Origin of the sequence: Pseudoduganella sp. SL102 (genome assembly GCF_027856995.1) — a bacterium.
GTDB classification, from domain to species: domain Bacteria; phylum Pseudomonadota; class Gammaproteobacteria; order Burkholderiales; family Burkholderiaceae_D; genus Rugamonas; species Rugamonas albidiflava.
The window spans coordinates 5,805,385-5,832,178 of the sequence record NZ_CP115554.1; the positions used below are offsets into that span (position 1 = coordinate 5,805,385).

A 26,794-nucleotide genomic window follows, 5' to 3' on the forward strand; every position below is an offset into this window, starting at 1 on the left:
CCCAGCGGCGCCACAAATGCCCCGCCATACCGGCGGCCGTACCCCCCGGTATGACGGGACATTTGCGTCTTGCTGGACACGTTTTTCAAGACTAATCTCATCCACCAGCAATAAATCAGCGCTTTCCTAGAAGACCTCAACGGCACGCCCCCCCCTCCTGATGGCAACAGATAAAGAACTTTCAGACTTTCTGGAAAACGTCGAACGACGTGCCTTCAAGCAGGCGGTCTATGCGGTACGCAAGGATGAGGCGGCACTGGACATCGTCCAGGACGCGATGATCAAGCTGGCGGAAAAATACGGCGACAAGCCGGCCGCCGAACTGCCGCTGCTGTTCCAGCGGATCCTGCAAACCACCATCCTCGATTACTTCCGCCGCGAAAAGGTGCGAAATACCTGGGTCAGCTTGTTTTCCGGACTGGGAAATTCCCAGGAGGAACATGAGGATTTTGATATACTGGAATCCTACGAGGCCGAACAGGGCACCCAGGCCGCCGAGTCGAGCGCCGACCAGGTCGAACGCATGCAGGTCCTGCAACTCATTGAAGATGAAGTGCAAAAGCTCCCGACGCGTCAACGGGAAGCATTCCTCATGCGTTACTGGCAGGATATGGATGTAGCAGAGACGGCCGCAGCGATGGGATGTTCCGAAGGGAGCGTGAAAACACATTGCTCAAGAGCAAATCACACTCTCGCCGAAGCACTCAAAGCCAAGGGAATCACACTATGAATACCGAAGAAATCAATTTCGCTTACCGCGTGCGCCATGCGCTCAACGAGAAGCTGGACGATTTGCCGGCCTCGACTACCGACCGCCTTGCCGCCGCCCGCCAGGCCGCCCTGGCCCGCAAGAAGCCGCACGTGGAGGTGCGCGTGACCCGTACCGCGACGGTGGCTGCCACCGCTGGCGGCAATGGCTTCTTCTCGGCGCCGTTCGGCTGGATCAGCCGCTTCTCCGTGGTATTGCCGTTGCTGCTCGTGATGGGCGGCATGGTCGGTGTCTACCAGTACGAGCAGCAGCAATCGATCGCCGAACTGGCGGAACTCGATGCGGCCCTGCTGTCGGACGAATTGCCGCTGTCGGCTTACCTGGATAACGGTTTCAACGCCTATCTTGAAACCCGCGGGCGCTAGGGATGGCGCGTAGGATGGCGCAAAAAAACGGGCGTGCATGGCTGTTGGGCGGTGTCGCGGCGCTGGTCGTTGCGATCGCCGCAGGCTTTGCCGTCCTGCGCCATGGCGGTCCGGCGTCGGCGCCATCGCCCACCGCGTCCGCCTCGACGCTGCTGTCCCCCTCCGTCAACGAATTGCGCTGGCAGGATCTCACGCCCGCACAGCAGGAGGCGCTCGCCCCGCTGAAATCCGGCTGGGACGACCTGGGCCCCGTGCGCAAGCAGAAGTGGCTCGAGATCGCCGGCCGCTACGCGTCGATGAAACCCACCGAGAAGAAACGCATGCTCGAACGCATGCGTGCCTGGACCGAAATGTCCCCCGAGGAACGCAAGGCCGTGCGCGAGAACTATGCGCGCGCCCAGCGCGCCGTCGGCGGCAAGAAAGCGGCCCAGTGGGAAGAGTACCTGCAGCTGTCGGACGAGGAAAAGCGCAAGCTGGCCAAGGCCGGCACCGCGAAAAAGCAGCAGGTCGCCAAGCCGCCCACGCCGGCGCAAAGCCTGGCCAAGACGCCGCAACCGGTCAAGCCGCATGTGCCGGCGGTTCCGCCGCCAGCGGTGGCCACGATGCCGCCGCCCGCTCCCGTGCCACTGCCGCCGCCACTACCCCAGCCGGCGCAGGAACTCGTGTATCCGCTGGAAGGCGCGGCCACGCCAGCCGTGATGCTGCAGCAAAATCCGCCCGCACCGGCGCCCGCACCGGCAATGCCGGCGCCACCGGCCGCCACCCCTCCGGTGCCGGCAACCGCGCCTGCACCTGCGCACACCGCTTCCCCGGCGGCCCAGAATGCCACCAGATAACGCGACAGTCTCGATGCCATCGATCCGGCGCCGCCTGGTCTCGATGGTCTACGAGCTGCTGCTCGCGTTTGCCGCATTGTTCCTGCCATTCCTCGTATTCGAGTTCGCCGTGGACGCCAGCCATGCCGCCGCCGTCGAGCATGGCCGCCAGGCCCTCGCGTTCTTCGTGCTCGGCGCGTATTTCATCCATCAATGGAGCCGCAACGGCCAGACGCTGGCGATGCAGACGTGGCGCCTGCGCGTCACGCAGGCCGACGGCACGGCGCTGCCGCCGAGGCGCGCCGCGCTGCGCTACCTGCTGGCCTGGATGTGGGTGCTGCCGGCGCTCGTTGCCAGCTGGGCATTCGGTCTCGAACACTGGCATGCGCTGGGCGCCATCGCGATCGGCATCGCCCTGTGGTCGCTGACGGCTTTCCTCGACCGCGACCGCCAGTTCCTGCACGACCGCATCGCCGGCACGCGGCTGGTGCAGCTGCCCAAGCCGGCGAAGAAGAAGGCTCCCGCGCAGGCAGCCTGACCTTGCCGGCGGCTTGACCTTGCAGGCGGCCACTGCCGCCCTCACCTGCGCCGGATGATCCCGGACGACGATTCCCCCACCGAACCGCTGTGCCCCTTGTGTCCGCTATGCGGCCGCCCGCTCGGCACGGTCAACATCGACCGGCACCACCTCGTGCCGAAGACGTTCAAGGGCCGCGCGCAATTCCCCATCCACAAGATCTGCCACCGGAAAATCCATTCGGTATTTACGGAGAAGGAATTGTTCCGCACGTATCACACGTGGGACAAGCTGCGCGAAAACGAGGACATCCGCACCTTCATCGACTGGGTCGCGCGCAAGCCGCCCGAGTTCTATACGACCACGGCGACGGCGAACAGCAAGAAGCGGAAATGAGCAGGACCGATGGGTTCGCTTGAATAAACCGGTGACAGGCTCCGATTATGAGCATAATCGGAGCCTGTCACCGGTTTTATCGGAGCCTGTCACCGGTTTTAAGGCCGCGACGGTCAGAACCGCTCGTAGCCCAGCAGGTAGCGCCATTGCCCGACGGGCAGGCTGCCCATCGAAAGGCGGCCGATGCGCAGGCGCCGGATGGCGGTGGGGGTGAGCCCGACGGCGCCGCACATCCGCTCGACCTGGCTGGGCTTCGGGCCCTTGACGGCGAAACGCAGCCGCCGTTCGTTCTGCCAGCTGACCTTGGTGGCGCCCTGGTTCAGTTGCGCCAGCCCGTTTTCCACGATGGTGCCGTCGACATCGACGATCAGTTCCTGCTCCACTGAACCCGGCTCATCCACCAGCTTGCGGATGACGCGGTAATCCTGCGTGAACACGAACAGGCCGCTGGCCGACGGGTCCAGCGGCAGCACCGGCGTCAGGTTGTGCAGGTGCCGCTTCAGGAAGCGCTCCTTTGCCGCGTGCTCGCTGCGGGCTTCCGGCACCAGGCAGCGCAGCGCATCGGCGCCGGCCGGCTTGTTCAGCAGGATCGTCACCGGCACGATGTCGAGCAGCGTCGCATCCGCCGCCAGCGCCACCGATTGCGCGGGAGCGACGCGGGTGCCCGGCTCTTCCACCACCACGCCATCGACCAGCACGAAGCCGCCTTCGATGTACAGCTCGGCCTCGCGCCGCGAGCAGCCCTTTTCGTCCATCACCCGCTTGGACAAGCGGATCGTCTCGTCACTCATTGGGAACCTCATTGGCAACCTCATGGGCGGCCTCGGCGCCGGTATAGAAACGCTGGCCCATCTCCTGCAGCCCGACGGTATCGAGCACTTCCTTCAGGCGGTCGGCGGGACGCTTGCGCGGCAGGTTCTTGTAGGTGGCGATGATCAGCTCGTTCTTCATCGAATGTTCCCAGCCCACCAGTTCCGTCACGTTGACCTGGTAGCCGTGCGCTTCCAGCTGCAGGCAGCGCAGCACGTTGGTGATCTGGCTGCCGAACTCGCGGGTATGGATCGGGTGGCGCCAGATTTCCGTCAATGCGCTCTTGCCGAGCGACTGTCCCTTGTTCTTCTTCAGCACCGAAGCGACTTCCGCCTGGCAGCACGGCACGAGCACGATGTGCCGGGCGCGTTTCTTCAGCGCGAAGTCGATCGCGTCATCCGTTGCCGTATTGCAGGCATGCAGCGCGGTGACGATGTCGACCGTCGGCGGCAGTTCGGACGAGGTCGTCGATTCGGCCACCGACAGCGGCAGGAACGACATGCCCGGGAAATCGAACTTCGCGGCCAGTTCGCGCGAGCGCTGCACCAGTTCGTCGCGCGTCTCGATGCCGTAGATACGGGAATGGCGATGCGCTTCTTCCTGCAGGCCCTTGAAGAACAGGTCGTAGAGGATGAAGCCGAGGTAGGACTTGCCGGCGCCGTGGTCGACCAGCGACACGGCGCCCTTGTCCTTCACCACGTCGTTCAGCAGCGGCTCGATGAACTGGTACAGGTGGTACACCTGTTTCAGCTTGCGCCGGCTGTCCTGGTTCAGCTTGCCGTCGCGGGTGAGGATATGCAGTTCCTGCAGCAGCGCGACGGACTGGCCCGGCTTGACCTCGGGGATATCCGTCACGACGCTCGGCAAAGGCGCGGCTGCGGCGCCCTTTGCGGCCTTATTGCGCTTCATCGATCCACGCCTGCTGGATCGCTTCCAGGATCTTCTCGCCGCCGCGCTTGTGGTCGTCGTCGAAACCTTCCAGCGTCACCACCCAGTTGTGCAGGTCGGTGAAGCGGATCTGCGTCGGGTCCAGGTGCGGATACTTGTCATACAGCGCTTCCGCGATCGCCGTGATGTCCGTCCATTTCATCTCAGTGCGAGCCTTCGCTGGCGTGGTTGATGGTGTATTTCGGGATTTCGATGACCAGGTCCTCGTCGGCCACGATCGACTGGCACGACAGGCGCGACTGCGCTTCCAGGCCCCAGGCCTTGTCGAGCAGGTCTTCTTCCGTTTCGGTGGCTTCGTTGAGCGAATCGAAACCCTCGCGCACGATCACGTGGCAGGTGGTGCAGGCGCACGATTTCTCGCAGGCGTGCTCGATGTGGATGTCGTTGTCCAGCAGGACATCGCAGACGGATTTGCCCGCTTCCGTCTCGATGACGGCACCTTCGGGGCACAGCTTGGCGTGGGGCAGGATGACGATTTGTGGCACTTGCTACCTCTGTAATGATTGTGGTGTACGCGATCTGCTTATGCGGTCGGGTTACGCGACCTGGTCGAGCGATTTGCCCGCCAGCGCGCTGCGCACGCTGCGGTCCATCCGGCGCGAAGCGAATTCCTCGGTGCCGTGCGCCAGTTCCTCGACGGCGGCTTTCACGGCCAGGTGGTCCACCGCGCCGGCCACCGACTGCGCCAGGGTCTCGCGGGTCTTTTGCATCAGCGCATCGACCACGGCATGCTCCTCGTCCGACAGCAATGCGGCGTCTTCATCGAGCGCCGACTGGGTGGCCAGCAGGATGCGCTCGGCTTCGACCTGTTCCTCGCGCAGCGCGCGCGCTTTCATGTCGCTTTCGGCGGACGTGTACGACTCCTGCAGCATGCGCGCGACATCGTCGTCGCCCAGGCCATACGACGGCTTCACCGTGATCGACGCCTCGACGTTGGAACGCAGCTCGCGCGCCGAGACCGACAGCAGGCCATCGGCATCGACCTGGTAGGTGATGCGGATGCGCGCTGCGCCGGCCGCCATCGGCGGAATGCCACGCAGCTCGAAGCGCGCCAGCGATCGGCAATCGGACACCAGTTCGCGCTCGCCCTGCAGCACGTGCACCGCCAGCGCCGTCTGGCCGTCCTTGAACGTCGTGAATTCCTGTGCGCGGGCGCTGGGAATCGTCGAGTTGCGCGGAATGATCTTCTCCACCAGGCCGCCCATCGTCTCGATGCCCAGCGACAGCGGAATCACGTCCAGCAGTAGCCAGTCGTCGCCGGCGGCGCGGTTACCGGCCAGCAGGTTGGCCTGGATCGCCGCGCCCAGCGCCACCACCTTGTCCGGATCGATGTTCGCGTGCGGGATCGTGTGGAAGAACTCGCCCACGGCGCGCTGCACGTGCGGCATGCGCGTAGCGCCGCCCACCATCACCACGCCGTCGATATCGTCGGCATCCACGTTGGCGTCGCGCAGCGCCTTCTTGACGGCGTTGATGGTCTTGGCCACCAGGTGCTTGGTGATCTCGTTGAACGTTTCGGCAGTGATGATCTGGTGCACGTTCTCACCGGACGACAGGCTGGCATCGACCAGCACCTCGTTCTTGGTCGACAGCAGTTCCTTGGCTTCGCGCGCCTTCACCATCAGCACGGCGGTGTCTTTCTCGTTCAGCGGCGCCAGCTTTTCCTGCGCGTGGATCCAGCAGAACAGGCGGTGGTCGAAATCGTCGCCGCCCAGCGCGGAATCGCCGCCGGTGGCCAGCACTTCGAACACGCCTTTCGACAGTTTCAGGATCGAGATGTCGAAGGTGCCGCCGCCCAGGTCATACACGGCGAACAGGCCTTCGGAACCATTGTCGAGGCCATACGCGATCGCCGCGGCGGTCGGCTCCGACAGCAGGCGCAGCACGTTCAGGCCGGCCAGCTGGGCCGCATCCTTGGTGGCCTGGCGCTGCGCGTCGTCGAAGTATGCCGGCACCGTGATCACGGCGCCGACCAGGTCGTCGCCCAGCGCATCCTCGGCGCGCTGGCGCAGCGTGGCCAGGATCTGTGCCGAGGTCTCGACCGGGCTTTTCACGCCGGCGACGGTTTTCAGCTGCACCATGCCGGGGGCGTCGACGAAGTCGTAGGGCAGGTTCTCGGCGTAGGCGATGTCCTTCAGGCCGCGGCCCATGAAGCGCTTGACGGAAACGACCGTGTTCTTCGGGTCGGTGGTCTGCGCGGCCAGCGCCTTGTAGCCGATGGTGGCATGGCCATTCGGCAGGTAGCGCACCGCGGACGGCAGCAGCGGGCGGCCATCCTCGTCGTTCAGCACCTCGGGAATGGACGAGCGCACGGTGGCGACCAGCGAGTTCGTCGTACCCAGGTCGATGCCGACCGCCAGGCGGTGCTGGTGCGGGGCGGTGGACATGCCGGGTTCGGAAATTTGCAGAAGAGCCATGTGAAACCTGTTGTTGTTGTGCGCTGGTTGTATGCTGCGTGCCGCCGGGGACTACGCCGCGGCGCTTGAGGAATGTCCGCTAGGCGTCCAGCGCGTCGAAGGCAAAGCCGACTTCTTCGCCGAATTTTTCCAGGAACATCAGCGCGCGCACGCCTTGCGCGGCGGCGTGGTAATCGCCCGCGTCCAGCTGCGCCTCGATGTCCTTCAACTGGTCCTTGCGGGCGGTGCGCAGCTGGCCGTCGAGCTGGTCCAGCAGCTCCGCGTTGCGCGCCGCGCGCGCCTCGGCCAGTTCCTCGCGCCATTCCATCTGCTGCATCAGGAACGCCATCGGCATCGCCGTGTTCGATTCGGTCTGCAGGTCCACGCCGTGCAGCTCGCACAGGTACTGCGCGCGGCGCTGCGGATTCTTCAGCGTTTGATAGGCTTCGTTGGCGCGGGTGGCCCACTGCATCGCGACACGCTTTTCAGCATCCGTGGCGTTCACGAACTTGTCGGGGTGGACGCGGGCCTGGACTTCGCGGTAGGCGGCGTCCAGCGCGCCGGCATCGATGGCGAACTGCCGCGGCAGGTGGAATAACTCGAAGTGGTTCTGCACGGTGATGGGTTCCGCAATACGGTCAGACGCGGAAGCTCTCGCCGCAACCGCAGGCGTCTTTTTCGTTCGGGTTGTTGAACTTGAAGCCCTCGTTGAGGCCTTCGCGCGCGAAGTCGAGTTCCGTGCCATCGATGTACGGCATGCTTTTCGGATCGACGAAGACCTTCACGCCGTGCGATTCGAACACCGAGTCTTCCGGCGCCGCTTCGTCGACGTATTCCAGCTTGTACGCCAGCCCCGAGCAGCCCGTGGTACGCACGCCGAAGCGCAGGCCGACGCCCTTGCCGCGCCGTTCGATGTAGCGGGAAATGTGCTTTGCTGCTTTTTCGGTCAGGGTGACTGCCATGCGAATTCCTCCTTCATCGGGGCCCGCCACGCGGGCCCCGTCGTACCGTATTGCTGATTAAGCGGAATGCTTTGCCTTGTAATCGCTGACGGCTGCCTTGATGGCATCCTCCGCCAGGATCGAGCAGTGGATCTTCACCGGCGGCAGCGCCAGCTCTTCGGCGATCTGCGTGTTCTTGATGGCCAGCGCTTCGTCCAGCGTCTTGCCCTTGACCCATTCGGTCACCAGCGAGCTCGAAGCGATCGCCGAGCCGCAGCCATAGGTCTTGAACTTCGCGTCTTCGATCAGGCCATTGGCGCCGACCTTGATCTGCAGTTTCATCACGTCGCCGCAGGCCGGCGCGCCGACCATGCCGGTGCCGACGGTGTCATCGCCCTTTTCAAAGGCGCCCACGTTGCGCGGGTTTTCGTAGTGATCGAGTACTTGTTCCGAGTAAGCCATTTTGATGCTCCTTATGTCCCGGCATCACGCCGGTTCGAAAATTTGTGTTCCTTCAACGTCTCGGGGCCTCGAGAAACCGTAATGAGCGACGTCCTATCTGGTTGAGGCGCGGAGTCGTACTTTATGTACGGCCGGTCCGCCGAAGCGGAGCACCGCAGACCAGCATAGGGCGTTGCGCAATAGGTTTATCGAGGTCCCATCAGTGCGCAGCCCACTGGATCGAGCTGATGTCGATACCTTCCTTGAACATGTCCCACAGCGGCGACAGTTCGCGCAGCTTGCCCACTTTCGACTTCATCAGTTCGATGGCGAAGTCGATATCCTGCTCGGTCGTGAAGCGGCCGATCGTGAAGCGGATCGAGCTGTGCGCCAGTTCGTCGCTGCGGCCCAGGGCGCGCAGCACGTAGGACGGTTCCAGGCTGGCCGACGTGCAGGCCGAACCGGACGATACGGCCAGGTCCTTGACGGCCATGATCAGCGACTCGCCTTCCACGTAGTTGAACGACACGTTCAGGTTGTGCGGCACGCGGTGATCCATGTCGCCGTTGATGTAGACCTCTTCGATCTGTTGCAGGCCAGTGGCCAGGCGGTCGCGCAGCGCCTTGATGCGGGCGATCTCGTCGTCCATCTCGACCTTGGCCAGGCGGAAGGCTTCGCCCATGCCGACGATCTGGTGCACCGGCAGCGTGCCCGAACGCAGGCCGCGCTCGTGGCCGCCGCCGTGCATCTGCGCTTCCAGGCGCACGCGCGGCTTGCGGCACACGTACAGCGCGCCGATGCCTTTCGGGCCGTAGGTCTTGTGCGCGGTGAACGTCATCAGGTCCACTTTCAGCGCCTGCACGTCGATGGCCAGCTTGCCGGTCGCCTGCGCGGCGTCGCAGTGGAAGATGATGCCCTTGCCGCGGCAGAAGGCGGCGATCTCGCCGACCGGCTGGATCACGCCGATCTCGTTGTTGACCAGCATGACGGAGACCAGGATCGTATCCGGACGCACGGCCGCGGCCAGCTGCTCGACGGTGATCAGGCCGTTGTCCTGCGGGTCCAGGTAAGTGGCTTCGAAGCCCTGGCGTTCCAGCTCGCGCACGGTATCCAGCACGGCCTTGTGCTCGGTCTTCACCGTGATGATGTGCTTGCCCTTGGTCTTGTAGAACTGCGCCGCGCCCTTGATCGCCAGGTTGTTGCTTTCAGTCGCGCCGGAAGTCCAGATGATTTCACGCGGATCGGCATTGATCAGCGCCGCCACGTGGCCGCGTGCCTCTTCCACGGCCGCTTCGGCCGTCCAGCCATACATGTGGCTGCGCGAGGCCGGATTGCCGAACTGCTCGCGCAGGTAGGGAATCATCTTGTCCGCCACCCGGGGGTCGATCGGCGTGGTGGCCGAATAGTCCATGTAGATCGGGAAGTGCGGCGCGGTCTTGAAGTCGACCGGGGCAACCTTGGGGACGTTTTTTTCAGGGGCGTTCATCTTTTCACTCCAGTGCTGTGCGGCGTATGTGGGTATTCTGGGACAACCGGATGCCTACTTTGCCAGGGCGGCGTGTTCATTGCGGTGCACGACCACCACGTTCTGTTCGGCGTTCTTCTGCTTTTGCTGGTCGACCAGGTCTTGCAGCGAGACCGAGTCGAGGTAATCGACCATTTTTTCGTTCAGCGTGGTCCACAGTTCGTGGGTCATGCAGCGGGCGCCGCTGGCGTGGTCCGCGCCATGGCAATTTTCCTTGCCGCCGCACTGGGTCGCGTCCAGCGGTTCATCGACGGCGATGATGATGTCGGCCACCGTCACCTTGTCGGCACGGCGGGCCAGGCTGTAGCCGCCGCCCGGACCGCGGATGGATTCCACGATCTCGTGCCGGCGCAGCTTGCCGAACAACTGTTCCAGGTAGGACAGCGATATGGCTTGCCGCTGGCTGATGCCAGAAAGCGTGACGGGACCCTTGCCCTGGCGCATTGCCAGGTCGATCATTGCCGTCACGGCAAAGCGGCCTTTGGTAGTCAGACGCATACGACCTCGAATAAATGCCGCCGGGAACAGCGCAACCCGGCACGTTGCCAACTCGGTGTTCAATGACTCAGCGTTAATCAAGGTGGCGAAAAAACCCGGCGCAAAACGCGGAGCCTTCTGAGCATTGAATTCTGAGTATTGAACTAAGGTAAAATCTCGTGCTTCTTCTAACAGATTCATCCGCAAACACCCTGCGGCGCCGCAAACAAAACCTGATTAGTTGAACGATTTAGTCAAGTATAACAGCTTCGCCGAATCCTTGCCCGGGGCGGCACCGTTTTCGATGCAAGCCGCCAGGCGCCCCCGGCCCTGGCCGCCCTGCCCGCCCGGGAAGTTAGCTGCGGTGCAACAAACGCATCGGTTCGAACAGCGCGTGCATGTCCCGGTTAGTGATGAACGACAGGTTGTATGGGTGCTCGGCCACCGCCTGCGGCATCGCGCGCACGGCCGGCAGCTTGTTCAACTGTTCAGCGATCTTTCCCCATAACACCAGCCTGGGTTGCTCCGCCCGTGCCGCGAGCGCATCGATCACGGTCGCAAAGAACGGCAGCCAGGCCCTGGCATCCTTGACCGGCGCCACGTGCGGACGAAATACCAGCGACGCGTTCAGCAGCAGGAAGCCATGGCCCATCAGCCGCTGCTGCAGTTCGGCCAGCGTGCCGATCGCCGCGCCGCTCCGGGCGCGCGTGGCACACGCGGCCAGTGCGGCACCAGCCGTATCCGCCTCGTGCAGCTGCCCATCCGCCACCAGCAGCATCTTCATGAAATTGCGCAGCGACGTGGCCCGGTTGACCCGCTTCGACAGGCCGCCACCGGCTTCGTCCGACCACAGGCTGCCCACGGCGCCATCCATGAAGCCGATGCCGGTCGCGCTTTCCGCACGGGGATACGGCCCCTCCCCCACCAGCACATAGCGCACCTGCTCCAGCGGCAGGGCAAAGGCGGCGAACAGGCGCAGTTCGGTGGGCAGGTAGCTATCTTCGGCGAGGGCCGGCAGGTAGGCGGGATCCGCGGCGGCGATGGCTTCCAGGCCCTTGGTCAATACCGGATGCCAGGAGGGGCCGGCCCTGTCGAGGGCGGCGAGGAAATGCGGGGGGATGGTCATGCGCGGAAGGAGGCAAAAGGCGGGATTTTACCGTACTGCCAGCCCTGGATCGTGGGAAGTATTTCCCGGAAACTGTTGCCCGGAAAATGGGGTACGTCCCCATTTTACAGGCAACATTCCTGGCAACCTTTGTACCGTGGCCGCTAGCGCCCCAGCAAGTCGTGCGCATCCAGGATGGCGAAGGCGATTTCCGGGCGGGCTTCGAGGCAGCGCCGGATGGCGGCGGGTACCGCTTGCCGGGTCTTGCGGCACAGCCCTGGCCGTGGCGCCAGTTCGATGGCGAAGCCGCGCACGGTGCGCACTTCGTTCGGCCCGGGCGCGATCGTCAACGTCACGCCCAGCTGTTCTTGCAGGCGCTGGCCAACCCGCACGAGCTCGGCGTAGCTGCCGATCGCCTCGATCCGCTCGACCAGCCGCTTTTCCTCCTCGCGGGTCAGCCGCAGCACGCGCGCATCCGCCTGCGGATCGGCTTCCAGCAGCTCGCGCCTGCAGTCACAGGCGCCGGGCGGGCACTCCTTGCGGATCGGAAATGGGAAGGTCATGGCGGGAAGGGAATGACCATAAAAGTATGGAGCGCACGATAGGGACTGTCAAATGAAGGACTGTCCAATGCGCCGCTGTCCTAGGCTAGACCTCCACACCAAACGCCAGGTTACTCGCTTGCCTTATGTTGTCATGAACAAAAACTGAACTGCCGGAAATGCCTATCGTGCGCGACTGGCATGGCGGGATGCCGTAAAGTGGACAATTATCAATATTGCAGATTCTTTTGCAAACTTCACGCGGAGAGCGGCTTGAGGGACCACGAGCAGTCGGCGCACCCCGTTGTGCCTGCCCACCTGGGCTTCCTTGCCGCCCCCGGCGCGATGGCGGGCCTGATCGCCGCCCATGACTGGTCGGCCACGCCGCTGGGCAGCCTGGAGGCATGGCCGCAGAGCCTGCGCACCACCGTGAGCCTGATGCTGAACTCGAGCCATCCGATCTGGATCGGCTGGGGTCCCGAAGCGACTTTCCTGTACAACGACGCCTACGTGGACGTGCTCAGCCGTGCCAAGCATCCGTGGGCGCTGGGCCTGCCGGCGGCGCAGGTGTGGGCGGAGATCTGGGATTTCTGCGGACCGCTGGCCGACAAGGTGTTCCGCCAGGCCGAGGCCACCTTCGTCGCCAATGTGCAGCTGTACATGAACCGCGGCGATTACCTGGAAGAGACGTGGTATTCGTTTTCGTACAGCCCGATCGTCGATGAGTCGGGCGGCGTGGGCGGCCTGTTCTGCCCTTCCACGGATGTCACCGCCAGCAACCTGAACACGCGCCGGCTGGCCACGCTGTCGGCGCTGGCCGCCGCGGCCGGCGAGGACAACGTGGCGCGCGCCTGTGCGACGGCGATGGCGACCATCGGCCGCAATCCGCTCGACATGCCGTTCGCCCTGCTCTACCTCGTGGATGAGGAAACCGGTGCCGCGCAGCTCCAGCAGGCCGCCCACCTGCCAGCGTCCGGCCACGCGGCGCCCGCCGCCATCGGTCCCGGCGATGCCGGCACGCCCTGGCCCATTGCCGAGGCGTGCGCCACCGGCAGCCCCGTGGTGGTGCCGGCCGGTGCCGTGGCGGGACTGCCGGCCGGCGTCGCCGGGCAGCCCGTCACGCAAGCGATCGTGCTGCCGCTGGCCATTCCGGGACGCACGGCGGCCGCCGGCGTGCTGATTGCCGGCGTGAACCCGGCACGGCCGCTCGATGCCGAGTACCGCACGTTCTACGGCCTGGTGGCCGGCCAGGTCGCCGCGGCGCTGCAGAATGCCACGGCGGCCGAGGAACAGCGCCGGCGTGCCGATGCGCTGGCCGAACTGGACCGCGCCAAGACCGCGTTTTTCTCCAATGTGAGCCACGAATTCCGCACGCCGCTGACGCTGATGCTGGGGCCCGTGGAAGATGCGCTGGGCGACGAGACAGCGCCCTTGCCGGCGGCGCAGCGCCACCGGCTGGAACTGGCGCGCGACAATGCGCTGCGCCTGCAGAAGCTTGTCAACACGCTGCTCGATTTCTCGCGCGTGCAGGCCGGCCGCATGCAGGCGGCGTATGCCGAGGTGGATTTGGCGGCGCTGACGTGCGACCTGGCCAGCGGCTTCCGCTCGATCGTCGAAAGCGCCGGCCTGGCACTGGACGTGCACTGCGAGCCGCTGCCGGCGCCGGCCTGGGTGGATACGCAGATGTACGAAAAGATCGTGCTGAACCTGCTGTCGAACGCCTTCAAGTTCACCTTCGAGGGCCGCATCGCGGTCGCGCTGCGGCAGGAAAGCGGCCGCGCCGTGCTGACCGTTCGGGACACCGGCGTGGGCATCGCGGCGCACCACCCGGACAAGATCTTCGAGCGCTTCCAGCGTGTCGAAGGGGCGCGTTCGCGTTCGCACGAGGGCTCCGGCATCGGCATGGCACTGGTGCGCGACCTGGTGGACCTGCATCACGGCGCGATCACCGTCGCCAGCGAGCCCGGCAGCGGCACCTGCTTCACCGTGACGCTGCCGCTGGGCCGCGCGCACCTGCCGGACGACCGCCTGGCGGGGCGCGCCGACGGCACCGCGTCTTCCGCCACGCTGGCAGCGTACTACGACGGAAGCGCGGCGCTGGCTGCCGCGCCAGGACGCGGACAACGACGAGGAGGCGGAGGAAGATCGCACGCTGCTGGCGCATGGCGCCCACGTGCTGGTGGCGGACGACAACGCCGACATGCGCGGCTACCTGGAGCGCCTGCTGCGCCAGCGCTGGCGCGTGACGGCGGTGGAGAACGGCCGCGCCGCGCTGGAGGCGGCCCGGCGCGAACGGCCCGACCTGGTCGTTTCCGACGTGATGATGCCGGAGCTCGATGGCTTCGGCCTGATCGCCGCCCTGCACGGGGACGACGCGCTGCACGACGTGCCGGTATTGCTGCTGTCGGCGCGCGCCGGCGAGGAAGCGCGCATCGAAGGCTTGAATGCCGGCGCCGACGACTACCTCGTCAAGCCATTCTCGGCGCGCGAACTGCTCACGCGCATCGAATCCCAGCTGATCCGCTACCGCATCCGCCAGGTCGAGCGCGCGCATGCCGAGCGGATGGCCGAGGTGTTCATGCAGGCGCCGGCGGCGATCGCGATCCTGCGCGGCACCACACTGGTGTACGAACTGGTGAACGAGCGCTACGCGGACCTGATCGGCCGGCGCGACGTGCAGGGCACGCCGTTCCGGCAGGCGCTGGCGGAAGTACCGGACCAGGCGCTGTTCGATGAACTGGAGCACGTGCTGGCCAGCGGCGAGCCGGCGGTGGGCCAGGCCCGCCGCGTGTGGCTGCAGCGCCAGCCCGGCGCCGAACCGGAAGAATGCTTTTTCGACTACGTGCACCAGCCGATCCGCAACACGGCCGGGCAAGTGGACCGCGTGGCCATCGTGGCGTTCGACGTGACAGCGCTGGTGCGCGCGCGCAGCGATGCCGAGGTGGCGAACCGCGCCAAGGACGAGTTCCTGGCGATGCTGGGCCATGAGTTGCGCAACCCGCTGTCGCCGATCCTGGTGGCGCTGGAACTGATGCGGCTGAAAGGCATCGGCTCGCTCGACAGGGAACACGCGGTGATCGAGCGGCAGGCGCGCCACCTCGTGCGCCTGGTGGACGACCTGCTCGACGTGGCCCGCATTGCCCAGGGCAAGTTCGAACTGCGGCGCGAGCGGGTCGAGCTGGCGGCGCTGGTGACGCAGGCGGTGGAAACGGTGAGTCCATTGCTGGAAGAGCGGCGGCACCGGCTTCGCCTCGACGTGCCGCCGGCCGGCATGGTGGTGGACGCCGACGCGATGCGCTTCGTGCAAGTGTTGTCGAACCTGCTGACGAATGCCGCCAAGTACACCAGCGATGGCGGCGACATCGCCCTGGAGGCGCGCCGCGCGGGCAACGAGGCGGTGATCCGCGTGACCGACAACGGCATCGGCATCTCGCGCGAAATGCTGCCGCAGCTGTTCGACAAGTTCGTGCAGGAGCGCCAGGCGCTGGACCGCTCGCGCGGCGGCCTGGGGCTGGGCCTGGCGATCGTGAAGAGCATCGTCATGCTGCATGGCGGCACCGTCACCGCCAGCAGTGCCGGTGCCGGCCGGGGCAGCGTGTTCGAGGTGCGCATGCCGCTGGCCGATGCCGTCATCGACCTGCCCGCGCCGCTGCCGGTGCCAGGCATGGCCGCCATCGCGGCGCCGGCGGCGGAGCAGCTGGCGGCCGGACGCAGCCGGATCATGCTGGTGGACGACAACCCCAACGTGCTGGACGGACTGCGCGCCGTGCTCGAGCTGCGCGGGCACGAAGTGTACGCGGTATCCGATCCCGCCACCGCCTTGCGGCTGGCCGACAGCCTGGCGCCCGACCTGGCCATCCTCGATATCGGCTTGCCCGGCATGGATGGCTACGAGCTGGCGGCCGAGTTGCGGAGCCGGCCGCACCTGCGCGACACGCGGCTGATCGCGCTCACGGCGTATGGCCAGCAGGCCGATCACCGGCGCGCCGTCGCGGCCGGATTTACCGCGCACCTGGCCAAGCCGGTCAGCCCGCGCGAGCTGCAGGCGCTGGTAGAGCAAGAGGCCCGGGTGTCGTAGACCGGCCGTCGCGTGTCTGCAACGGTACAGGCATAGTTTCCACATGGAACTTAAATCGGGAGCCGGCGTGTTACACTTTTCTTGAGGTAGCGGCTTGCGCCGGTGCCGATGCTAGACCGCGGCCTGCCCGCCCCCGTTCGTAGCCGCTGACTGCCATCCGATGCATTGCAAGCTGTCCTTCGGCCCGCGCCGCGCGCCGCCTCTCCAGTTGCCTTTCCCGCTCTCCCGGCTGGTGGCCGGCTGCTGGCTGGCGCTGGCATTGGCGCTGGCCCTGTTCCCCGCGCAGGCGGCCGGTGCGGAACGCCGGGTGCTGGTGCTGTACTCGCTGGGCCCGGATGCCATGTCGAACTGGCAACGGCTGCTGCACGACGGGATGGTCGACGAACTGGCCAGGCGCGGCACGGCCGCGATGCCCGTGATCCATGAAGAACGCCTGGATGCGAACCGCGTCGGTGCCGTGGCCGCCACGGCCGGCATGGCGCCGCACTTGCGCAGCAAGTACGCCAGGGTGCGCTTCGACGTGGTGGTGGCCGAGGGGCAGGTCGCCGCCCTGTTCCTGGGCGCGCATCCGGAGCTCTTCCCGGGTGCGGCGCGCTTCTATGTCAACTATGGCCATACCGGCTGGCAGCCGGCGGACGGCACGCCGGTCGCGGTGCACCCCGACTTCGACCGCGCGGTCGGCATCGTCACGCGCACGGCGCCGCAGGTACGCCGCCTGGTCGTGGTCGGCGACAGCAGCGCGCGCGTGCAGCGCTGGATCGCCGCGATCCGGGGCGCGGCGGCGCGCCATCGGGGCCGGCTGGCGTTCGAGTACTGGACCGACAAGGATTTCGACCAGGTGGCGCGCAAGCTTGCCACGCTGGACCGGGACAGCGCCCTGCTGCTGCTGGCCGCGGGGCTGAACGACAAGGGTGGAAAACTCGATCCGCACGAGCTGGCGCACCGCATTGCCGCCGCCAGCCCGGTACCGGTCTATACGCACCTGGATTCGCTGGTACTGCCCGGCATGGTGGGCGGCTATGTCGTCAGCGGCGAAGGCATCGGGCGGGTGATCGGCCGCATCCTGCTGGGCGGGCGCACCGACGACATTCCCCTGCAGCGCTACGTGTTCGATGCACCCACGGTCGAGCGCTACGGCCTGCGCGACCTGCCGCCGGACGCCAAGCTGCTGAACCGGCCGGACAGCGTGTGGGAACGGTATCGCTGGCAGATCGTTTCCGGCCTCACGCTGATCGTCTTGCAGGGCGTGCTGATTTCCGCGCTGGTGGTGGCGCTGCGCGAGCGCCGCCGCACGCTGGCCGCGCTGAACGACGAGCGCGACCACCTGGAAGAGCGCGTGCAGCGGCGCACGCTGGAACTGCGCACGGCGAACAGCATGCTGGAGCAACTGGCCACCACCGATCCGCTGACCGGCATCGCCAATCGCCGCAAGATGACGGAGCAGATCGAAGCCGAACTGGAACGGGGCCGGCGCTTCGGCCACCCGGTGTCGGTGCTGATGGTGGACATCGACTTCTTCAAGCGCATCAACGATACCTTCGGCCACGACACGGGCGACCGGGCCATCGTGGCGGTGGCGACACTGCTGGACGCGGCGCTTCGGACGATCGATACCGCGGCCCGCTTCGGCGGCGAGGAATTCGTGGTGCTGATGCCGGAGACGGAGGAAGCGGTGGCCGCCGTGGCCGCGGAACGCCTGCGGGCCGCCGTGGCCGCGCTTCGCATCGACGCCGACGATGGCGGCGAAGTGACGCTGACGATCAGCATCGGCGTCGCCTCGGCGGTCACCGGCGACACGCCGTCGACGCTGCTGATGCGCGCCGACCAGGCGCTGTACCGCGCCAAGCAGGAAGGCCGCGACCGCGTGGTGCGGTTCTAGGCATCCGCCCGGCAGAGGGGGGCTCGGCCCCGCATTGGGCCTTTCACCGCCACGAGTCCCGGGATCATTCCGCGTCGGGCTGCTGAGACGGGTGCGCTGCCTGGAAGGCGGGGATGCCGGCGCACGCCGCGTCGATCGCGGCGATCGTCGGGAACGGCGCCAGGTCGACGCCGACGCGCCTGGCGTTGAAGACCTGCGGCACCAGGCAGCAGTCGGCGATCGTCGGCATGTCGCCGTGGCAGAAGCGGCCCGTGGCGGGGCTGTTCGCCAGTTGCGCTTCCAGCACGCGCATGCCCTCGCCCAGCCAGTGGCGGTACCAGGCGTTCTTGTCGTCTTCCGACAGGCCCAGCGTGCCTTTCAGGTGGCGCAGCACGCGCAGGTTGGTCAGCGGGTGCGTATCGCTGGCAATCGTCTGCGCCAGCGCGCGCACGCGGGCACGCCCCAGCGCATCTTGCGGCAGCAGCGGCATGACCGGATGCACTTCTTCCAGGTATTCGATGATCGCCAGGGATTGCGCCAGCGTGGCGCCGTCCGTTTCCAGCGCAGGGATCAGCTCGCTGGGATTCACGGCCCGGTAGGCGGCGCCATGCTGCTCGCCGCCGTCCTTCAGCAGGTGGACCGGTACCGCATCGTAGGCGACGCCCTTCAGGTTCAGCGCGATGCGCACGCGGTAGGCGGCGGAGCTGCGGAAGTAGGTGTACAGCTTCATGGTGGGGTCTCCGTATTATTCAGCCGACATATTAGCCGCTCCCGCGGGCAACCGGCCATGGCCGGCACGCCGGGCGGACCGGCCGCCTATAATTGCCCGGTCCACGTTTCCACACTGCCTCCATGTCGCACAACACCATCGAGATCAACCGCGCGATGGACCGGTTCGACGGCCACCATAGCGTGTGGCTGTTCGGCTACGGTTCGCTGATCTGGAAAGCCGATTTTCCCTACCTCGAACGCCGCCCGGCCTGCATCGCCGGCTGGGTGCGCCGTTTCTGGCAAGGGTCGCACGACCACCGCGGCACGCTGGAAGCACCCGGCCGTGTCGTCACGCTGGTGCCACAGGAAGGCGCGCTCTGCTACGGCATGGCTTACCTGGTGACGCCGGAAGAATTCGCGCACCTCGACCACCGGGAAAAGAACGGCTACCTGCGGCTGCCGATCGATATCCGCTTCGACGGCGGCGGCAGCGAGGAAGGCCTGGTCTACATTGCCCGGCACGACAATGCCGCTTACCTGGGCGAGGCGCCGGAACTGGCGATCGCGCGGCAGATCGCCGGCGCGCGTGGGCCCAGCGGACCGAACGTGGAATACCTGGTGCACCTGGCGCACGCGCTCCGGGAGATGGGGCACGTGGACGAGCATGTGTTCGCGATCGAGCGGCACCTGGCCACGCTGGCCAAACAACAGACCAAATAACGGACCGATAACGGACCGATACGGCGCCGCGACCGCGGCAACCGGCTCAGAACAGGCTCATCTGCCCCACCGCCTCCGCCCGCTTCGCCTTCGCCCCCACCGGCGGCACCACCAGCGGGCGCCTGAATTGCGTGCAATCGAGCTGCCTGAACCGGCTGCCCCGCCCGGCCATGCCGCAGCGCTGGATGGCTTTTTCCACCCGTTGCCGGATCAGGTCCGCCCACAGGCCCTGGCCGCCCATCCGCGTGGCGAACGAGGCATCGTAATCCTTGCCGCCGTGGATTTCACGCACGCGGTTCATCACGCGCTGGGCACGGTCCGGGAAATGCGCTTCCAGCCATTGCTGGAACAGCGGGTTGACTTCCCATGGCAGCCGCAGCACCACGTAGCTGGCCTGGATGGCGCCGGCATCGAAGGCGGCCTCGATCACTTTTTCGATTTCCGGTTCCGTCACGAACGGGATGATCGGCGCCACCGACACGCCGACCGGTATGCCCGCTTCGGTCAGCGTGCGGATGGCCCGCAGCCGGCGCTCCGGCGCCGCGGCGCGCGGTTCCAGCGTGCGCGCGATCTTCGGGTCCAGCGTGGTCAGCGTGATCGACGCGGCGGCCAGGCGCTTTTCCGCCATCGGTGCGAGGATATCGATATCGCGCTCGATCAGGGCCGATTTCGTGATCAGCCCGACGGGATGGCGGCATTCCTGCAACACCTCGAGCACGCGCCGCGTGAGTTTCAGCTCGCGCTCGATGGGCTGGTACGCATCGGTATTCACGCCCAGGGCGATCGGCTCCACCGCATAGCCGGGCTTCGACAGCTCGCTGCGCAGCAGATCGGCCGCGTTGACCTTTGCATACAGCTTGCTTTCGAAATCGAGCCCGGGAGACAGGCCCAGGTAGCTGTGCGATGGGCGCGCAAAGCAATAGATACAGCCGTGCTCGCAACCGCGGTACGGGTTCAGCGAGACACCGAACGGGATGTCCGGCGACTGGTTGCGCGACAGGATCGACTTCGCCGTTTCGTCGGTGACCTGGGTGCGCCAGACGCGGGGCTCTTCTTCCTCGCGCAGCCAGCCGTCGTCGAAGGTTTCGCGCACATCCACTTCGTAGCGCCCCTGCACGTTGGCCACGGCGCCGCGGCCCTTCAGCGCGCGCAGCGAACGGGGCATCAGCATGACCTGCTCGGCTTGTGGATCGACGTTGCGGGCAAAGTCGCTGCCAGCGAAATCGTTGCCTGTGAAATCATTGCCAGCGAAATCGTTGCCTGCGTTGTTGAGGTGGTTCGTGGTGAAGTTGTCTCGGTGCATGATCGCTCCAGCGTCTCACTATGACTGTATGTATATACAGTATTCTAGGCCGTTCTTCAAGGGCATGCAACCGCCGCACGCACTTGGCAGTTCGCCAACTGGTATGATTCGCAATTGCCCGTCCGGAGCCAACCCGGACCCACCACACACGAGCAATATGACTACCAAAAATCCGTCCTTCCTGGCCAGGATCCCGCTTGCCTTCAGCGCTTTCTTCAAGACGCTGGGCGACGCCGAATTCGCCGGCCGTTACCAGAATGACCAGATCGGCCCGGTGGCTGCCCCTCCTGCACCGGCGCCTGCACCTGCGCCAGCCCCGGGACCCGCGCCAGCCCCCGCGCCGGTAGCGCCGCCGCTGCGCGAAGCGACTCCGGATGCCGCGCTGCAACTGCTGTCGCTGCTGCAGCGCGAGGCACGCCTGATCGACTTCACGCAGGAAAACCTGGCCGGCTATTCGGATGCCGATATCGGCGCGGCGGCCCGCGTGGTCCACGAAGGCTGCAGCAAGGTACTCAAGGAACACTTCACGATCGAACCGGCGCGCGCCGAAGCCGAAGGCAGCCGCGTGACGCTGGAAGAAGGCTTCGATGCCGCCGCCGTGCGCCTGACCGGCAACGTCGTCGGCAAGCCGCCCTTCAAGGGCACGCTGAGCCACCGCGGCTGGCGCGCCACGGCCGTGCGCCTGCCGAAACTGGCCGAAGCGCATGACGCGAAAATCCTGGCACCGGCGGAGGTGGAACTGTGAGCGACGAAAACATTACGCCGCCAAGCAACACGCCACCAAGCAACACGCCCCGTTATGCGATCGGTATCGACCTGGGCACCACGCACAGCGCGCTGTCGTACGTCGACCTGGCCGGCAGCGATGGCGAGAAGACCCGGCAGTCGGTGCTGGGCGTGCCCCAGCTGACGGCGCCCGGCACGGTCGAGGACCTGCCGCTGCTGCCCTCGTTCCTGTACCTGCCGCACCCCGATGAACTGCCGCCCGGCGAGCTCGCGCTTCCGTGGAGCGCCGAAGGGGAAACCTCGGTGGCCGGCGAAATGGCGCGCAGCCGCGGCGCCACCACGCCGATCCGCCTGGTGTCCAGCGCGAAGAGCTGGCTGTGCCACCCCGGCGTGGACCGCCGCGCCGCCATCCTGCCGAACGACGCGCCGGAAGAAGTGACGCGCGTCTCGCCGCTGACGGCGTCCACCCGCTACCTGGCCCACCTGCGCCAGGCGTGGAATGCCGCGCATCCCGAAGCACCGTTCGGCGAACAGGCCGTGACGGTGACGATCCCCGCCTCGTTCGACCCGGCCGCCCGCGAACTGACCGCCGAGGCGGCCCGGGCCGCCGGCTACCAGGCCGTGACCCTGCTGGAAGAACCGCAGGCCGCGCTGTACAGCTGGATCCAGGGCAGCGAAGGCCGCTGGCGCAAGGAAGTGAAGCCCGGCGACATCATCCTCGTCGTCGACGTGGGTGGCGGCACCAGCGACTTCTCGCTGATCGCCATCACCGAGCGCGACGGCGTGCTGGAACCGCACCGCGTGGCCGTGGGCGACCATATCCTGCTGGGCGGCGATAACATGGACCTGGCGCTGGCGCACCTGGTGGCCCGCAAGCTGGCGGCCAACGGCACGCAGCTCGACCCGTGGCAACTGCGCGCGCTGACCTATGGCTGCCGCGCCGCCAAGGAAAACCTGCTGGCCGACGCCAGCGCGGAGAGCTGGCCGATCGTGGTGCCGAGCCGCGGCTCGAAGCTGATCGGCGGTTCGATCCGCACCGAACTGACGCGCGACGAAGTCACCACCTTCATCACCGACGGCTTCTTCCCGAAAGTGGAAGCGGCCGCCCGCCCCGCCGTGCGCACCCGCGCCGGCCTGACGCAACTGGGCCTGCCGTATGCGCAGGATGCCGCGGTCACGCGCCACCTGGCCGCCTTCCTGGGCCGCCAGAAGGGTGCCACGGCCGACGTGCCGGGCTTTGCAGAGCGCCAGAATCCGGACCATTCCTTCCTGCACCCGAGCGCCGTGCTGTTCAACGGCGGCGTCTTCAAATCCGAACTGCTGGCCCGGCGCGTGATGGAAACCATCAACGACTGGCTGTACATGGAAGGCGCCGAACCGGCACGCATGCTGGGCGGCGCGGACCTGGACCTGGCCGTGGCGCGCGGCGCGGCGTACTACAGCTATGTGCGGCGCGGCGCCGGCGTGCGCATCCGCGGCGGCACGGCCCGGTCGTACTACGTGGCGGTGGAATCGTCGATGCCGGCCATTCCCGGCATGGAGCCGCCGATCCAGGCCCTGTGCGTGGCGCCGTTCGGCATGGAAGAAGGCAGCGAGCTGGAATTGCCTGGGCAGGAATTCGGCCTCGTGGTGGGCGAGCCCGTGCAGTTCCGGTTCTTCGGTTCTTCCACCCGCCGGCAGGACCAGATCGGCACCGTGCTGGACTTCTGGGGTCCTGACGAGCTGGTCGAGCTGAACGAGATCCAGGCCGAACTGTCGCCGGAAGGCCGCCAGCCGGGCGACGTGGTGCAGGTGCGCCTGCATGCGCACGCCACGGAAGCGGGCACGCTGGAACTGCTGGCGGTGGCCAATGACGGCCAGCGCTGGAAGGTGGAATTCGACGTGCGCGGCACCGCCGACGGGCAATGACGCCCTACCTGGTCAGCATCGACCTCGGCACCACCAACACGGTGCTGGCCTACGCGGCACCCGGCGCCGCCGAGGTACAACTGCTGGACATCGACCAGCTGACGGCGCCGGGCGAAGTGCACCGCGCGCTGCTGCTGCCGTCGAACCGCTACCACCCCGCAGAGGGCGAACTGGGGCCGAAGGAACTGCAGCTGCCTTGGCTGCAGCAGGACGTGGCCGGTGTCGAGCGGTTCGTCGTCGGGCGGCTGGCCCGTACGCTCGGTGCCCAGGTGACGGGGCGCTACGTGGCCAGCGCGAAAAGCTGGCTGTCGCATCCCGGGGTCGACCGCACGGCGCCGATCCTGCCGTGGGGTGCGCCCGAGGGCGTGCCCAAGGTCTCCCCGGTGACCGCCAGCGCCAGCTACCTGGCGCACCTGCGCGGTGCCTGGAATGCCCGTTTCCCCGACCATCCCCTGGAAGACCAGCGCATCGTGCTGACGGTGCCCGCGTCGTTCGACGAGGGCGCCCGCGCGCTGACGCTGGAAGCGGCCAGGCTGGCCGGCCTGCAGGGCGTGCGGCTGCTGGAAGAACCGCAGGCCGCCCTGTACGACTGGCTGTACCGCCACCGCGCCACGCTGGCTGCGGAACTGGCCGACACGCGGCTGGCGCTGGTGGCCGACGTGGGCGGCGGCACCACCGACTTTTCGCTGGTCCAGGTACGGATGGCGAACAACGAACCCGTGCTGGAGCGGATCGGCGTCGGCAACCACCTGATCCTGGGTGGCGACAACATGGACCTGGCCCTGGCGCACCTGGCCGAATCGCGCCTGGCCGCGCCGGACAGCCAGCAAAAGCTGTCCGCGGGGCGGCTGGCGCAGTTGACGGAGCGCTGCCGCGCCGCCAAGGAGCAGCTGCTGTCGGCGGGCGGGCCCGAACAGGCCAACGTCACGCTGCTCGGCAGCGGTTCCCGGCTGATCGGCGGCAGCCGGTCGGTGGCGCTGACCCGCGGCGACGTGGCGCAGGTCGTCGTCGAAGGCTTTTTCCCGCTGAACCAGGAGCAGGCCGATGCGCGCCGCTCGCGCGGCGGCATCGTCGAATTCGGCCTGCCCTACGCCAGCGATGCGGCCGTCACGCGCCATCTCGCCAGCTTCCTGCGCCAGCATGCCCAGGCGGCGCGGGCCGCGCTGGGCATCGCCGACGACACCACGTTCCCGGTGCCGGACACGCTGCTGCTGAACGGCGGCGTGTTCCGTGCCGGCGTGCTGGCGCAGCGGCTGGCGGACACGCTGACCGGCTGGCGCGGCCAGCAGCAGCTGGGGCCGGTCAAGGTGCTGCACAACGATAATCCGGACGTGGCCGTGGCCCGCGGCGGTGTCGCCTATTCGCTGTCGCGGCAAGGCATGGCGCCGTCGATCGCCGGCGGCTCCGCGCGGGCCTACTACCTGCTGCTCGATACCGACAAGGCGCCGGGCGTGAAGCGGCGCGCCGTCTGCATCCTGCCGCGCGGCGCGCAGCCGGGCAGCGAGGTGACGCTGGCCGACCGCACGTTCGGCCTGCGCGTGGGGCGGCCGGTGCGCTTCCACCTGGTCTCCACCGTGGCCGACCTGCGCCACGGCGCCGGCGACCTGGCCGACCTGGATCCGGCCGACTACGTGGCGCTGCCGGCCATTTCCACCGTGCTGAAGACCGACGACACGAAAGTGCCGCGGGAAGTCCCAGTGCGGCTCGCGGCCGCCCTGTCCGAGGTCGGCACGCTGGAAGTGCATTGCGTGGAAGCGGCCAGCGGCCGCCGCTGGCTGCTGGAGTTCCAGCTGCGCGGCGAGGAAGAGACAGCCGAACCGCAAGCGGAGGCGCCACCGCCCCGCTTTGCCGACGCGGTGGAGAAGATCGACCGCATCTTCGGTTCGCGCGTGCTGCACGTGGAAAGCAAGGAAGTGCGCCAGTTGCGCGGCCAGCTGGAACAGTTGCTGGGCAGCCGCGAACGCTGGCCGACAGCGCTGCTGCGGCACCTGTTCGATGCGCTGATGGCGCGCGCGAAAGGCCGCCGCCGCTCGCCCGAACATGAGCGCGTGTGGCTCAACCTGGCCGGCTGGTGCCTGCGCCCCGGCTTCGGCGCGCCGCTCGACGACTGGCGCATCGGCCAGCTGTGGGCCCTGTTCGACAGCGGCGCCCAGTACTTCAAGGATGGCCAGGTGCGCGCCGAATGGTGGACGCTGTGGCGCCGCGTGGCAGGCGGCCTGTCGACCGAGATGCAGCTGCGGCTGCTGGACGACTTCGCGTTCAACCTGCAGGCCAGCGCGGCGGAACGGGGTCGCCGCCCCGCCACGCTGGTCGACGGGGGCGAGGAAGACATGCTGCGGCTGGGCGCCTCGCTGGAGCGCATTCCGGCCGCCTACAAGGCCGAGATCGGAGACTGGATGGTGGGCACGATCGGCAAGCTGCCGGTCGCCGGCCCGAAGTTCGATGCCAAGGCGGCCGCCAGCTTTACCCGCTACCTGTGGGCGCTGGGCCGGGTCGGCGCGCGCAAGCCCTTCCATGGCAGCGCGCACGAAGTGGCGCCGGTGGCATCGGTGGAAGCATGGCTGGGCGAGATCCTGAAGCTGGACTGGAAGAAGATCGAGCCGGCCGGCTTCGCCGCCGCACACCTGGCGCGCATGACCGGCGACCGGTCGCGCGACATCGCCCCGGCCATGCGCGACGAAGTGCTGCGCCGGCTGACGGCCGTGGGCGCGCCGCCGACGTGGAGCACGATGGTGCGCGAAGTGGTGGAACTGGACCAGGCCACCGAGCAGCGCATGCTCGGCGACGCCCTGCCGCCGGGATTGAAGCTGATCAGCTGATCGGTTGATCGGTTGATCGGCCAGGCCGGTGCGCGGCGGCCAGTGCCTGCTGCTGGCCGACGAAGCCGTCGAACGCGTCGAGCAAGGGCGCAAAGCGGCTGTCATCCCCTTCGAGCCTGGCCAGCGCGTATGCCGCGGCCTCCAGTGTCGACAGCTGGCCGGGCGCATGCGCCTTGCGGATCAGGTAGTGCGAGGCCGGTACGTCGCGCAGCGCCAGCCGTGGCAGCGCCTGCAATGCCGGATTCAGGTACAGCATCTTGCGGCTCTTGCGCCACGTGGCATCGAGCACGACCAGCAGCACCTGTTCAGGCGCCGCGCCGCCGAACGGCGGCGGTGGCGCAATGCCGAGCGAGCGGTCGCCGGGCGTCTCCGGGTACAGCAGCACCGGCTGGCGCGGTCCCGCCAGCAAGCCCTCCATGTCTTCGAAGGTTTCGCCGATGGCGAGCGTGCTGCCGGGCAGGCACAGGTGCAGCAGGCGCGCGCTGTTCTTGGCATTGGCCGTTTCCATCGGATGCTGCAGGACCAGCAGCGCCGCGCGGCTCTCGATCGGGCGGATCCAATGGCAGATGCAGGCGCTGGCGGCGCGCAGGCAGGTGGGGCATTGCGCCCGTCTTGTCGTCATGC

General features: G+C 67.1%; 26 protein-coding genes and 1 pseudogene. 12 read left to right on the forward strand and 15 right to left on the reverse strand.

Going from position 1 to position 26,794, the window contains the following annotated elements:
- Window positions 1-160 precede the first annotated feature (160 nt).
- The 5 genes from OU994_RS24475 to OU994_RS24495 are packed head-to-tail and all read left to right on the forward strand — an operon-like array spanning window position 161 to window position 2,862.
- Window positions 161-730 (forward strand): RNA polymerase sigma factor, encoded by a 570-nt coding sequence (locus OU994_RS24475; protein WP_131144672.1) that lies wholly within the window; start codon window positions 161-163, stop codon window positions 728-730.
- A complete protein-coding gene (locus OU994_RS24480; RefSeq protein WP_131144671.1) occupies window positions 727-1,134 on the forward strand; it encodes a DUF3619 family protein in 408 nt (135 codons plus the stop codon). The genes OU994_RS24475 and OU994_RS24480 overlap by 4 nt, the downstream gene beginning before the upstream one ends.
- 14 nt (window positions 1,135-1,148) lie before the next feature.
- On the forward strand, window positions 1,149-1,970 hold the full coding sequence (locus tag OU994_RS24485) for a DUF3106 domain-containing protein (RefSeq protein WP_281608051.1): 822 nt from the start codon (window positions 1,149-1,151) through the stop codon (window positions 1,968-1,970).
- Window positions 1,957-2,487 (forward strand): RDD family protein, encoded by a 531-nt coding sequence (locus OU994_RS24490; RefSeq protein WP_281608052.1) that lies wholly within the window; start codon window positions 1,957-1,959, stop codon window positions 2,485-2,487. Before OU994_RS24485 ends, OU994_RS24490 begins: the two co-directional genes overlap by 14 nt.
- Window positions 2,488-2,541: 54 nt before the next feature.
- Window positions 2,542-2,862, forward strand: coding sequence for a hypothetical protein (locus OU994_RS24495; RefSeq protein WP_281608053.1), 321 nt, complete (start codon window positions 2,542-2,544; stop codon window positions 2,860-2,862).
- 113 nt (window positions 2,863-2,975) lie between these two features.
- Here OU994_RS24495 and OU994_RS24500 read toward each other — a convergent pair whose 3' ends face one another.
- From OU994_RS24500 to OU994_RS24555, 12 genes are all read right to left on the reverse strand, one after another.
- The gene (locus OU994_RS24500; protein WP_281608054.1) at window positions 2,976-3,653 is read right to left on the reverse strand and encodes an RNA pseudouridine synthase; all 678 of its coding nucleotides are present in this window, start codon (window positions 3,651-3,653) and stop codon (window positions 2,976-2,978) included.
- Window positions 3,646-4,581, reverse strand: a complete 936-nt coding sequence (locus tag OU994_RS24505; RefSeq protein WP_281608055.1) for an SAM-dependent methyltransferase — start codon at window positions 4,579-4,581, stop codon at window positions 3,646-3,648. The genes OU994_RS24500 and OU994_RS24505 overlap by 8 nt, the downstream gene beginning before the upstream one ends.
- Window positions 4,568-4,762 carry a Fe-S cluster assembly protein IscX gene (iscX, locus tag OU994_RS24510; RefSeq protein ID WP_131144665.1) on the reverse strand — a complete coding sequence of 65 codons (195 nt, stop codon included), beginning with the start codon at window positions 4,760-4,762 and terminating at the stop codon, window positions 4,568-4,570. Before iscX ends, OU994_RS24505 begins: the two co-directional genes overlap by 14 nt.
- A 1-nt stretch (window position 4,763) precedes the next feature.
- Window positions 4,764-5,105, reverse strand: a complete 342-nt coding sequence (fdx, locus tag OU994_RS24515; RefSeq protein WP_130188279.1) for an ISC system 2Fe-2S type ferredoxin — start codon at window positions 5,103-5,105, stop codon at window positions 4,764-4,766.
- Between the two features lie 51 nt (window positions 5,106-5,156).
- Entirely contained in the window at window positions 5,157-7,037 is a 1,881-nt protein-coding gene (gene hscA, locus OU994_RS24520) for a Fe-S protein assembly chaperone HscA (protein ID WP_281608056.1), read from the reverse strand.
- A gap of 79 nt (window positions 7,038-7,116) precedes the next feature.
- Complete coding sequence (hscB, locus tag OU994_RS24525) at window positions 7,117-7,632, reverse strand: Fe-S protein assembly co-chaperone HscB (protein ID WP_281608057.1); 516 nt, start codon at window positions 7,630-7,632, stop codon at window positions 7,117-7,119.
- Window positions 7,633-7,654: 22 nt separating this feature from the next.
- Complete coding sequence (gene iscA, locus OU994_RS24530) at window positions 7,655-7,978, reverse strand: iron-sulfur cluster assembly protein IscA (RefSeq protein WP_130188276.1); 324 nt, start codon at window positions 7,976-7,978, stop codon at window positions 7,655-7,657.
- Window positions 7,979-8,035: 57 nt separating this feature from the next.
- Entirely contained in the window at window positions 8,036-8,419 is a 384-nt protein-coding gene (gene iscU / locus OU994_RS24535; RefSeq protein ID WP_130188275.1) for a Fe-S cluster assembly scaffold IscU, read from the reverse strand.
- Between the two features lie 199 nt (window positions 8,420-8,618).
- Window positions 8,619-9,884 (reverse strand): IscS subfamily cysteine desulfurase, encoded by a 1,266-nt coding sequence (locus OU994_RS24540; protein WP_281608058.1) that lies wholly within the window; start codon window positions 9,882-9,884, stop codon window positions 8,619-8,621.
- Window positions 9,885-9,938: 54 nt separating this feature from the next.
- On the reverse strand, window positions 9,939-10,421 hold the full coding sequence (iscR, locus tag OU994_RS24545) for a Fe-S cluster assembly transcriptional regulator IscR (protein WP_131144660.1): 483 nt from the start codon (window positions 10,419-10,421) through the stop codon (window positions 9,939-9,941).
- Window positions 10,422-10,755: 334 nt separating this feature from the next.
- Entirely contained in the window at window positions 10,756-11,526 is a 771-nt protein-coding gene (locus OU994_RS24550) for a uracil-DNA glycosylase (protein ID WP_281608059.1), read from the reverse strand.
- Between the two features lie 143 nt (window positions 11,527-11,669).
- A complete protein-coding gene (locus OU994_RS24555) occupies window positions 11,670-12,068 on the reverse strand; it encodes a hypothetical protein (protein ID WP_281608060.1) in 399 nt (132 codons plus the stop codon).
- A gap of 873 nt (window positions 12,069-12,941) precedes the next feature.
- Between OU994_RS24555 and OU994_RS24560 the strand changes: the two are divergent.
- From OU994_RS24560 to OU994_RS24570, 3 genes and pseudogenes are all read left to right on the forward strand, one after another.
- Window positions 12,942-14,039, forward strand: a pseudogene (locus OU994_RS24560) (sensor histidine kinase); the annotation flags it as partial.
- Between the two features lie 208 nt (window positions 14,040-14,247).
- The gene (locus tag OU994_RS24565) at window positions 14,248-16,125 is read left to right on the forward strand and encodes a response regulator (RefSeq protein ID WP_281608061.1); all 1,878 of its coding nucleotides are present in this window, start codon (window positions 14,248-14,250) and stop codon (window positions 16,123-16,125) included.
- Between the two features lie 160 nt (window positions 16,126-16,285).
- On the forward strand, window positions 16,286-18,004 hold the full coding sequence (locus OU994_RS24570) for a sensor domain-containing diguanylate cyclase (protein WP_281608062.1): 1,719 nt from the start codon (window positions 16,286-16,288) through the stop codon (window positions 18,002-18,004).
- A 64-nt stretch (window positions 18,005-18,068) separates the two neighbouring features.
- Here OU994_RS24570 and maiA read toward each other — a convergent pair whose 3' ends face one another.
- Window positions 18,069-18,713: a maleylacetoacetate isomerase gene (gene maiA, locus OU994_RS24575; RefSeq protein ID WP_281608063.1), complete on the reverse strand. Its 645-nt coding sequence runs from the start codon at window positions 18,711-18,713 to the stop codon at window positions 18,069-18,071.
- Between the two features lie 122 nt (window positions 18,714-18,835).
- Here maiA and OU994_RS24580 point away from each other — a divergent pair, with 122 nt between their 5' ends.
- Window positions 18,836-19,414 (forward strand): gamma-glutamylcyclotransferase, encoded by a 579-nt coding sequence (locus OU994_RS24580; RefSeq protein ID WP_281608064.1) that lies wholly within the window; start codon window positions 18,836-18,838, stop codon window positions 19,412-19,414.
- Window positions 19,415-19,460: 46 nt separating this feature from the next.
- Here the strand turns inward: OU994_RS24580 and OU994_RS24585 are convergent, their stop codons facing one another.
- Entirely contained in the window at window positions 19,461-20,585 is a 1,125-nt protein-coding gene (locus OU994_RS24585; RefSeq protein WP_281611711.1) for a PA0069 family radical SAM protein, read from the reverse strand.
- A gap of 289 nt (window positions 20,586-20,874) precedes the next feature.
- On the opposite strand from OU994_RS24585, the gene OU994_RS24590 reads away from it, so the two are divergent.
- The 3 genes from OU994_RS24590 to OU994_RS24600 are packed head-to-tail and all read left to right on the forward strand — an operon-like array spanning window position 20,875 to window position 26,170.
- Window positions 20,875-21,462, forward strand: coding sequence for a DUF2760 domain-containing protein (locus OU994_RS24590; protein ID WP_281608065.1), 588 nt, complete (start codon window positions 20,875-20,877; stop codon window positions 21,460-21,462).
- Entirely contained in the window at window positions 21,459-23,351 is a 1,893-nt protein-coding gene (locus OU994_RS24595; protein ID WP_281608066.1) for an Hsp70 family protein, read from the forward strand. Before OU994_RS24590 ends, OU994_RS24595 begins: the two co-directional genes overlap by 4 nt.
- Entirely contained in the window at window positions 23,348-26,170 is a 2,823-nt protein-coding gene (locus OU994_RS24600) for an Hsp70 family protein (protein ID WP_281608067.1), read from the forward strand. The genes OU994_RS24595 and OU994_RS24600 overlap by 4 nt, the downstream gene beginning before the upstream one ends.
- Here OU994_RS24600 and OU994_RS24605 read toward each other — a convergent pair.
- On the reverse strand, window positions 26,163-26,792 hold the full coding sequence (locus OU994_RS24605) for a tRNA-uridine aminocarboxypropyltransferase (RefSeq protein WP_281608068.1): 630 nt from the start codon (window positions 26,790-26,792) through the stop codon (window positions 26,163-26,165). The two genes, OU994_RS24600 and OU994_RS24605, sit on opposite strands and share 8 nt — an antisense overlap.
- Window positions 26,793-26,794 lie beyond the last annotated feature (2 nt).

Excerpts from the sequence above, each read along its gene's own strand:
- OU994_RS24580 (WP_281608064.1), top strand. The coding sequence starts at position 18,836 with ATGTCGCACAACACCATCGAGATCAACCGCGCGATGGACCGGTTCGAC.
- OU994_RS24565 (WP_281608061.1), top strand. The coding sequence starts at position 14,248 with ATGCGCGGCTACCTGGAGCGCCTGCTGCGCCAGCGCTGGCGCGTGACG.
- OU994_RS24500 (WP_281608054.1), bottom strand. The coding sequence starts at position 3,653 with ATGAGTGACGAGACGATCCGCTTGTCCAAGCGGGTGATGGACGAAAAG.
- iscA (WP_130188276.1), bottom strand. The coding sequence starts at position 7,978 with ATGGCAGTCACCCTGACCGAAAAAGCAGCAAAGCACATTTCCCGCTAC.
- OU994_RS24475 (WP_131144672.1), top strand. The coding sequence starts at position 161 with ATGGCAACAGATAAAGAACTTTCAGACTTTCTGGAAAACGTCGAACGA.
- OU994_RS24570 (WP_281608062.1), top strand. The coding sequence starts at position 16,286 with ATGCATTGCAAGCTGTCCTTCGGCCCGCGCCGCGCGCCGCCTCTCCAG.
- OU994_RS24590 (WP_281608065.1), top strand. The coding sequence starts at position 20,875 with ATGACTACCAAAAATCCGTCCTTCCTGGCCAGGATCCCGCTTGCCTTC.
- iscU (WP_130188275.1), bottom strand. The coding sequence starts at position 8,419 with ATGGCTTACTCGGAACAAGTACTCGATCACTACGAAAACCCGCGCAAC.
- iscR (WP_131144660.1), bottom strand. The coding sequence starts at position 10,421 with ATGCGTCTGACTACCAAAGGCCGCTTTGCCGTGACGGCAATGATCGAC.
- OU994_RS24495 (WP_281608053.1), top strand. The coding sequence starts at position 2,542 with ATGATCCCGGACGACGATTCCCCCACCGAACCGCTGTGCCCCTTGTGT.
- hscA (WP_281608056.1), bottom strand. The coding sequence starts at position 7,037 with ATGGCTCTTCTGCAAATTTCCGAACCCGGCATGTCCACCGCCCCGCAC.
- OU994_RS24555 (WP_281608060.1), bottom strand. The coding sequence starts at position 12,068 with ATGACCTTCCCATTTCCGATCCGCAAGGAGTGCCCGCCCGGCGCCTGT.
- OU994_RS24485 (WP_281608051.1), top strand. The coding sequence starts at position 1,149 with ATGGCGCAAAAAAACGGGCGTGCATGGCTGTTGGGCGGTGTCGCGGCG.
- maiA (WP_281608063.1), bottom strand. The coding sequence starts at position 18,713 with ATGAAGCTGTACACCTACTTCCGCAGCTCCGCCGCCTACCGCGTGCGC.
- iscX (WP_131144665.1), bottom strand. The coding sequence starts at position 4,762 with ATGAAATGGACGGACATCACGGCGATCGCGGAAGCGCTGTATGACAAG.
- OU994_RS24550 (WP_281608059.1), bottom strand. The coding sequence starts at position 11,526 with ATGACCATCCCCCCGCATTTCCTCGCCGCCCTCGACAGGGCCGGCCCC.
- OU994_RS24505 (WP_281608055.1), bottom strand. The coding sequence starts at position 4,581 with ATGAAGCGCAATAAGGCCGCAAAGGGCGCCGCAGCCGCGCCTTTGCCG.
- OU994_RS24480 (WP_131144671.1), top strand. The coding sequence starts at position 727 with ATGAATACCGAAGAAATCAATTTCGCTTACCGCGTGCGCCATGCGCTC.
- OU994_RS24605 (WP_281608068.1), bottom strand. The coding sequence starts at position 26,792 with ATGACGACAAGACGGGCGCAATGCCCCACCTGCCTGCGCGCCGCCAGC.
- OU994_RS24490 (WP_281608052.1), top strand. The coding sequence starts at position 1,957 with ATGCCACCAGATAACGCGACAGTCTCGATGCCATCGATCCGGCGCCGC.
- OU994_RS24540 (WP_281608058.1), bottom strand. The coding sequence starts at position 9,884 with ATGAACGCCCCTGAAAAAAACGTCCCCAAGGTTGCCCCGGTCGACTTC.
- OU994_RS24585 (WP_281611711.1), bottom strand. The coding sequence starts at position 20,585 with ATGCTGATGCCCCGTTCGCTGCGCGCGCTGAAGGGCCGCGGCGCCGTG.
- OU994_RS24600 (WP_281608067.1), top strand. The coding sequence starts at position 23,348 with ATGACGCCCTACCTGGTCAGCATCGACCTCGGCACCACCAACACGGTG.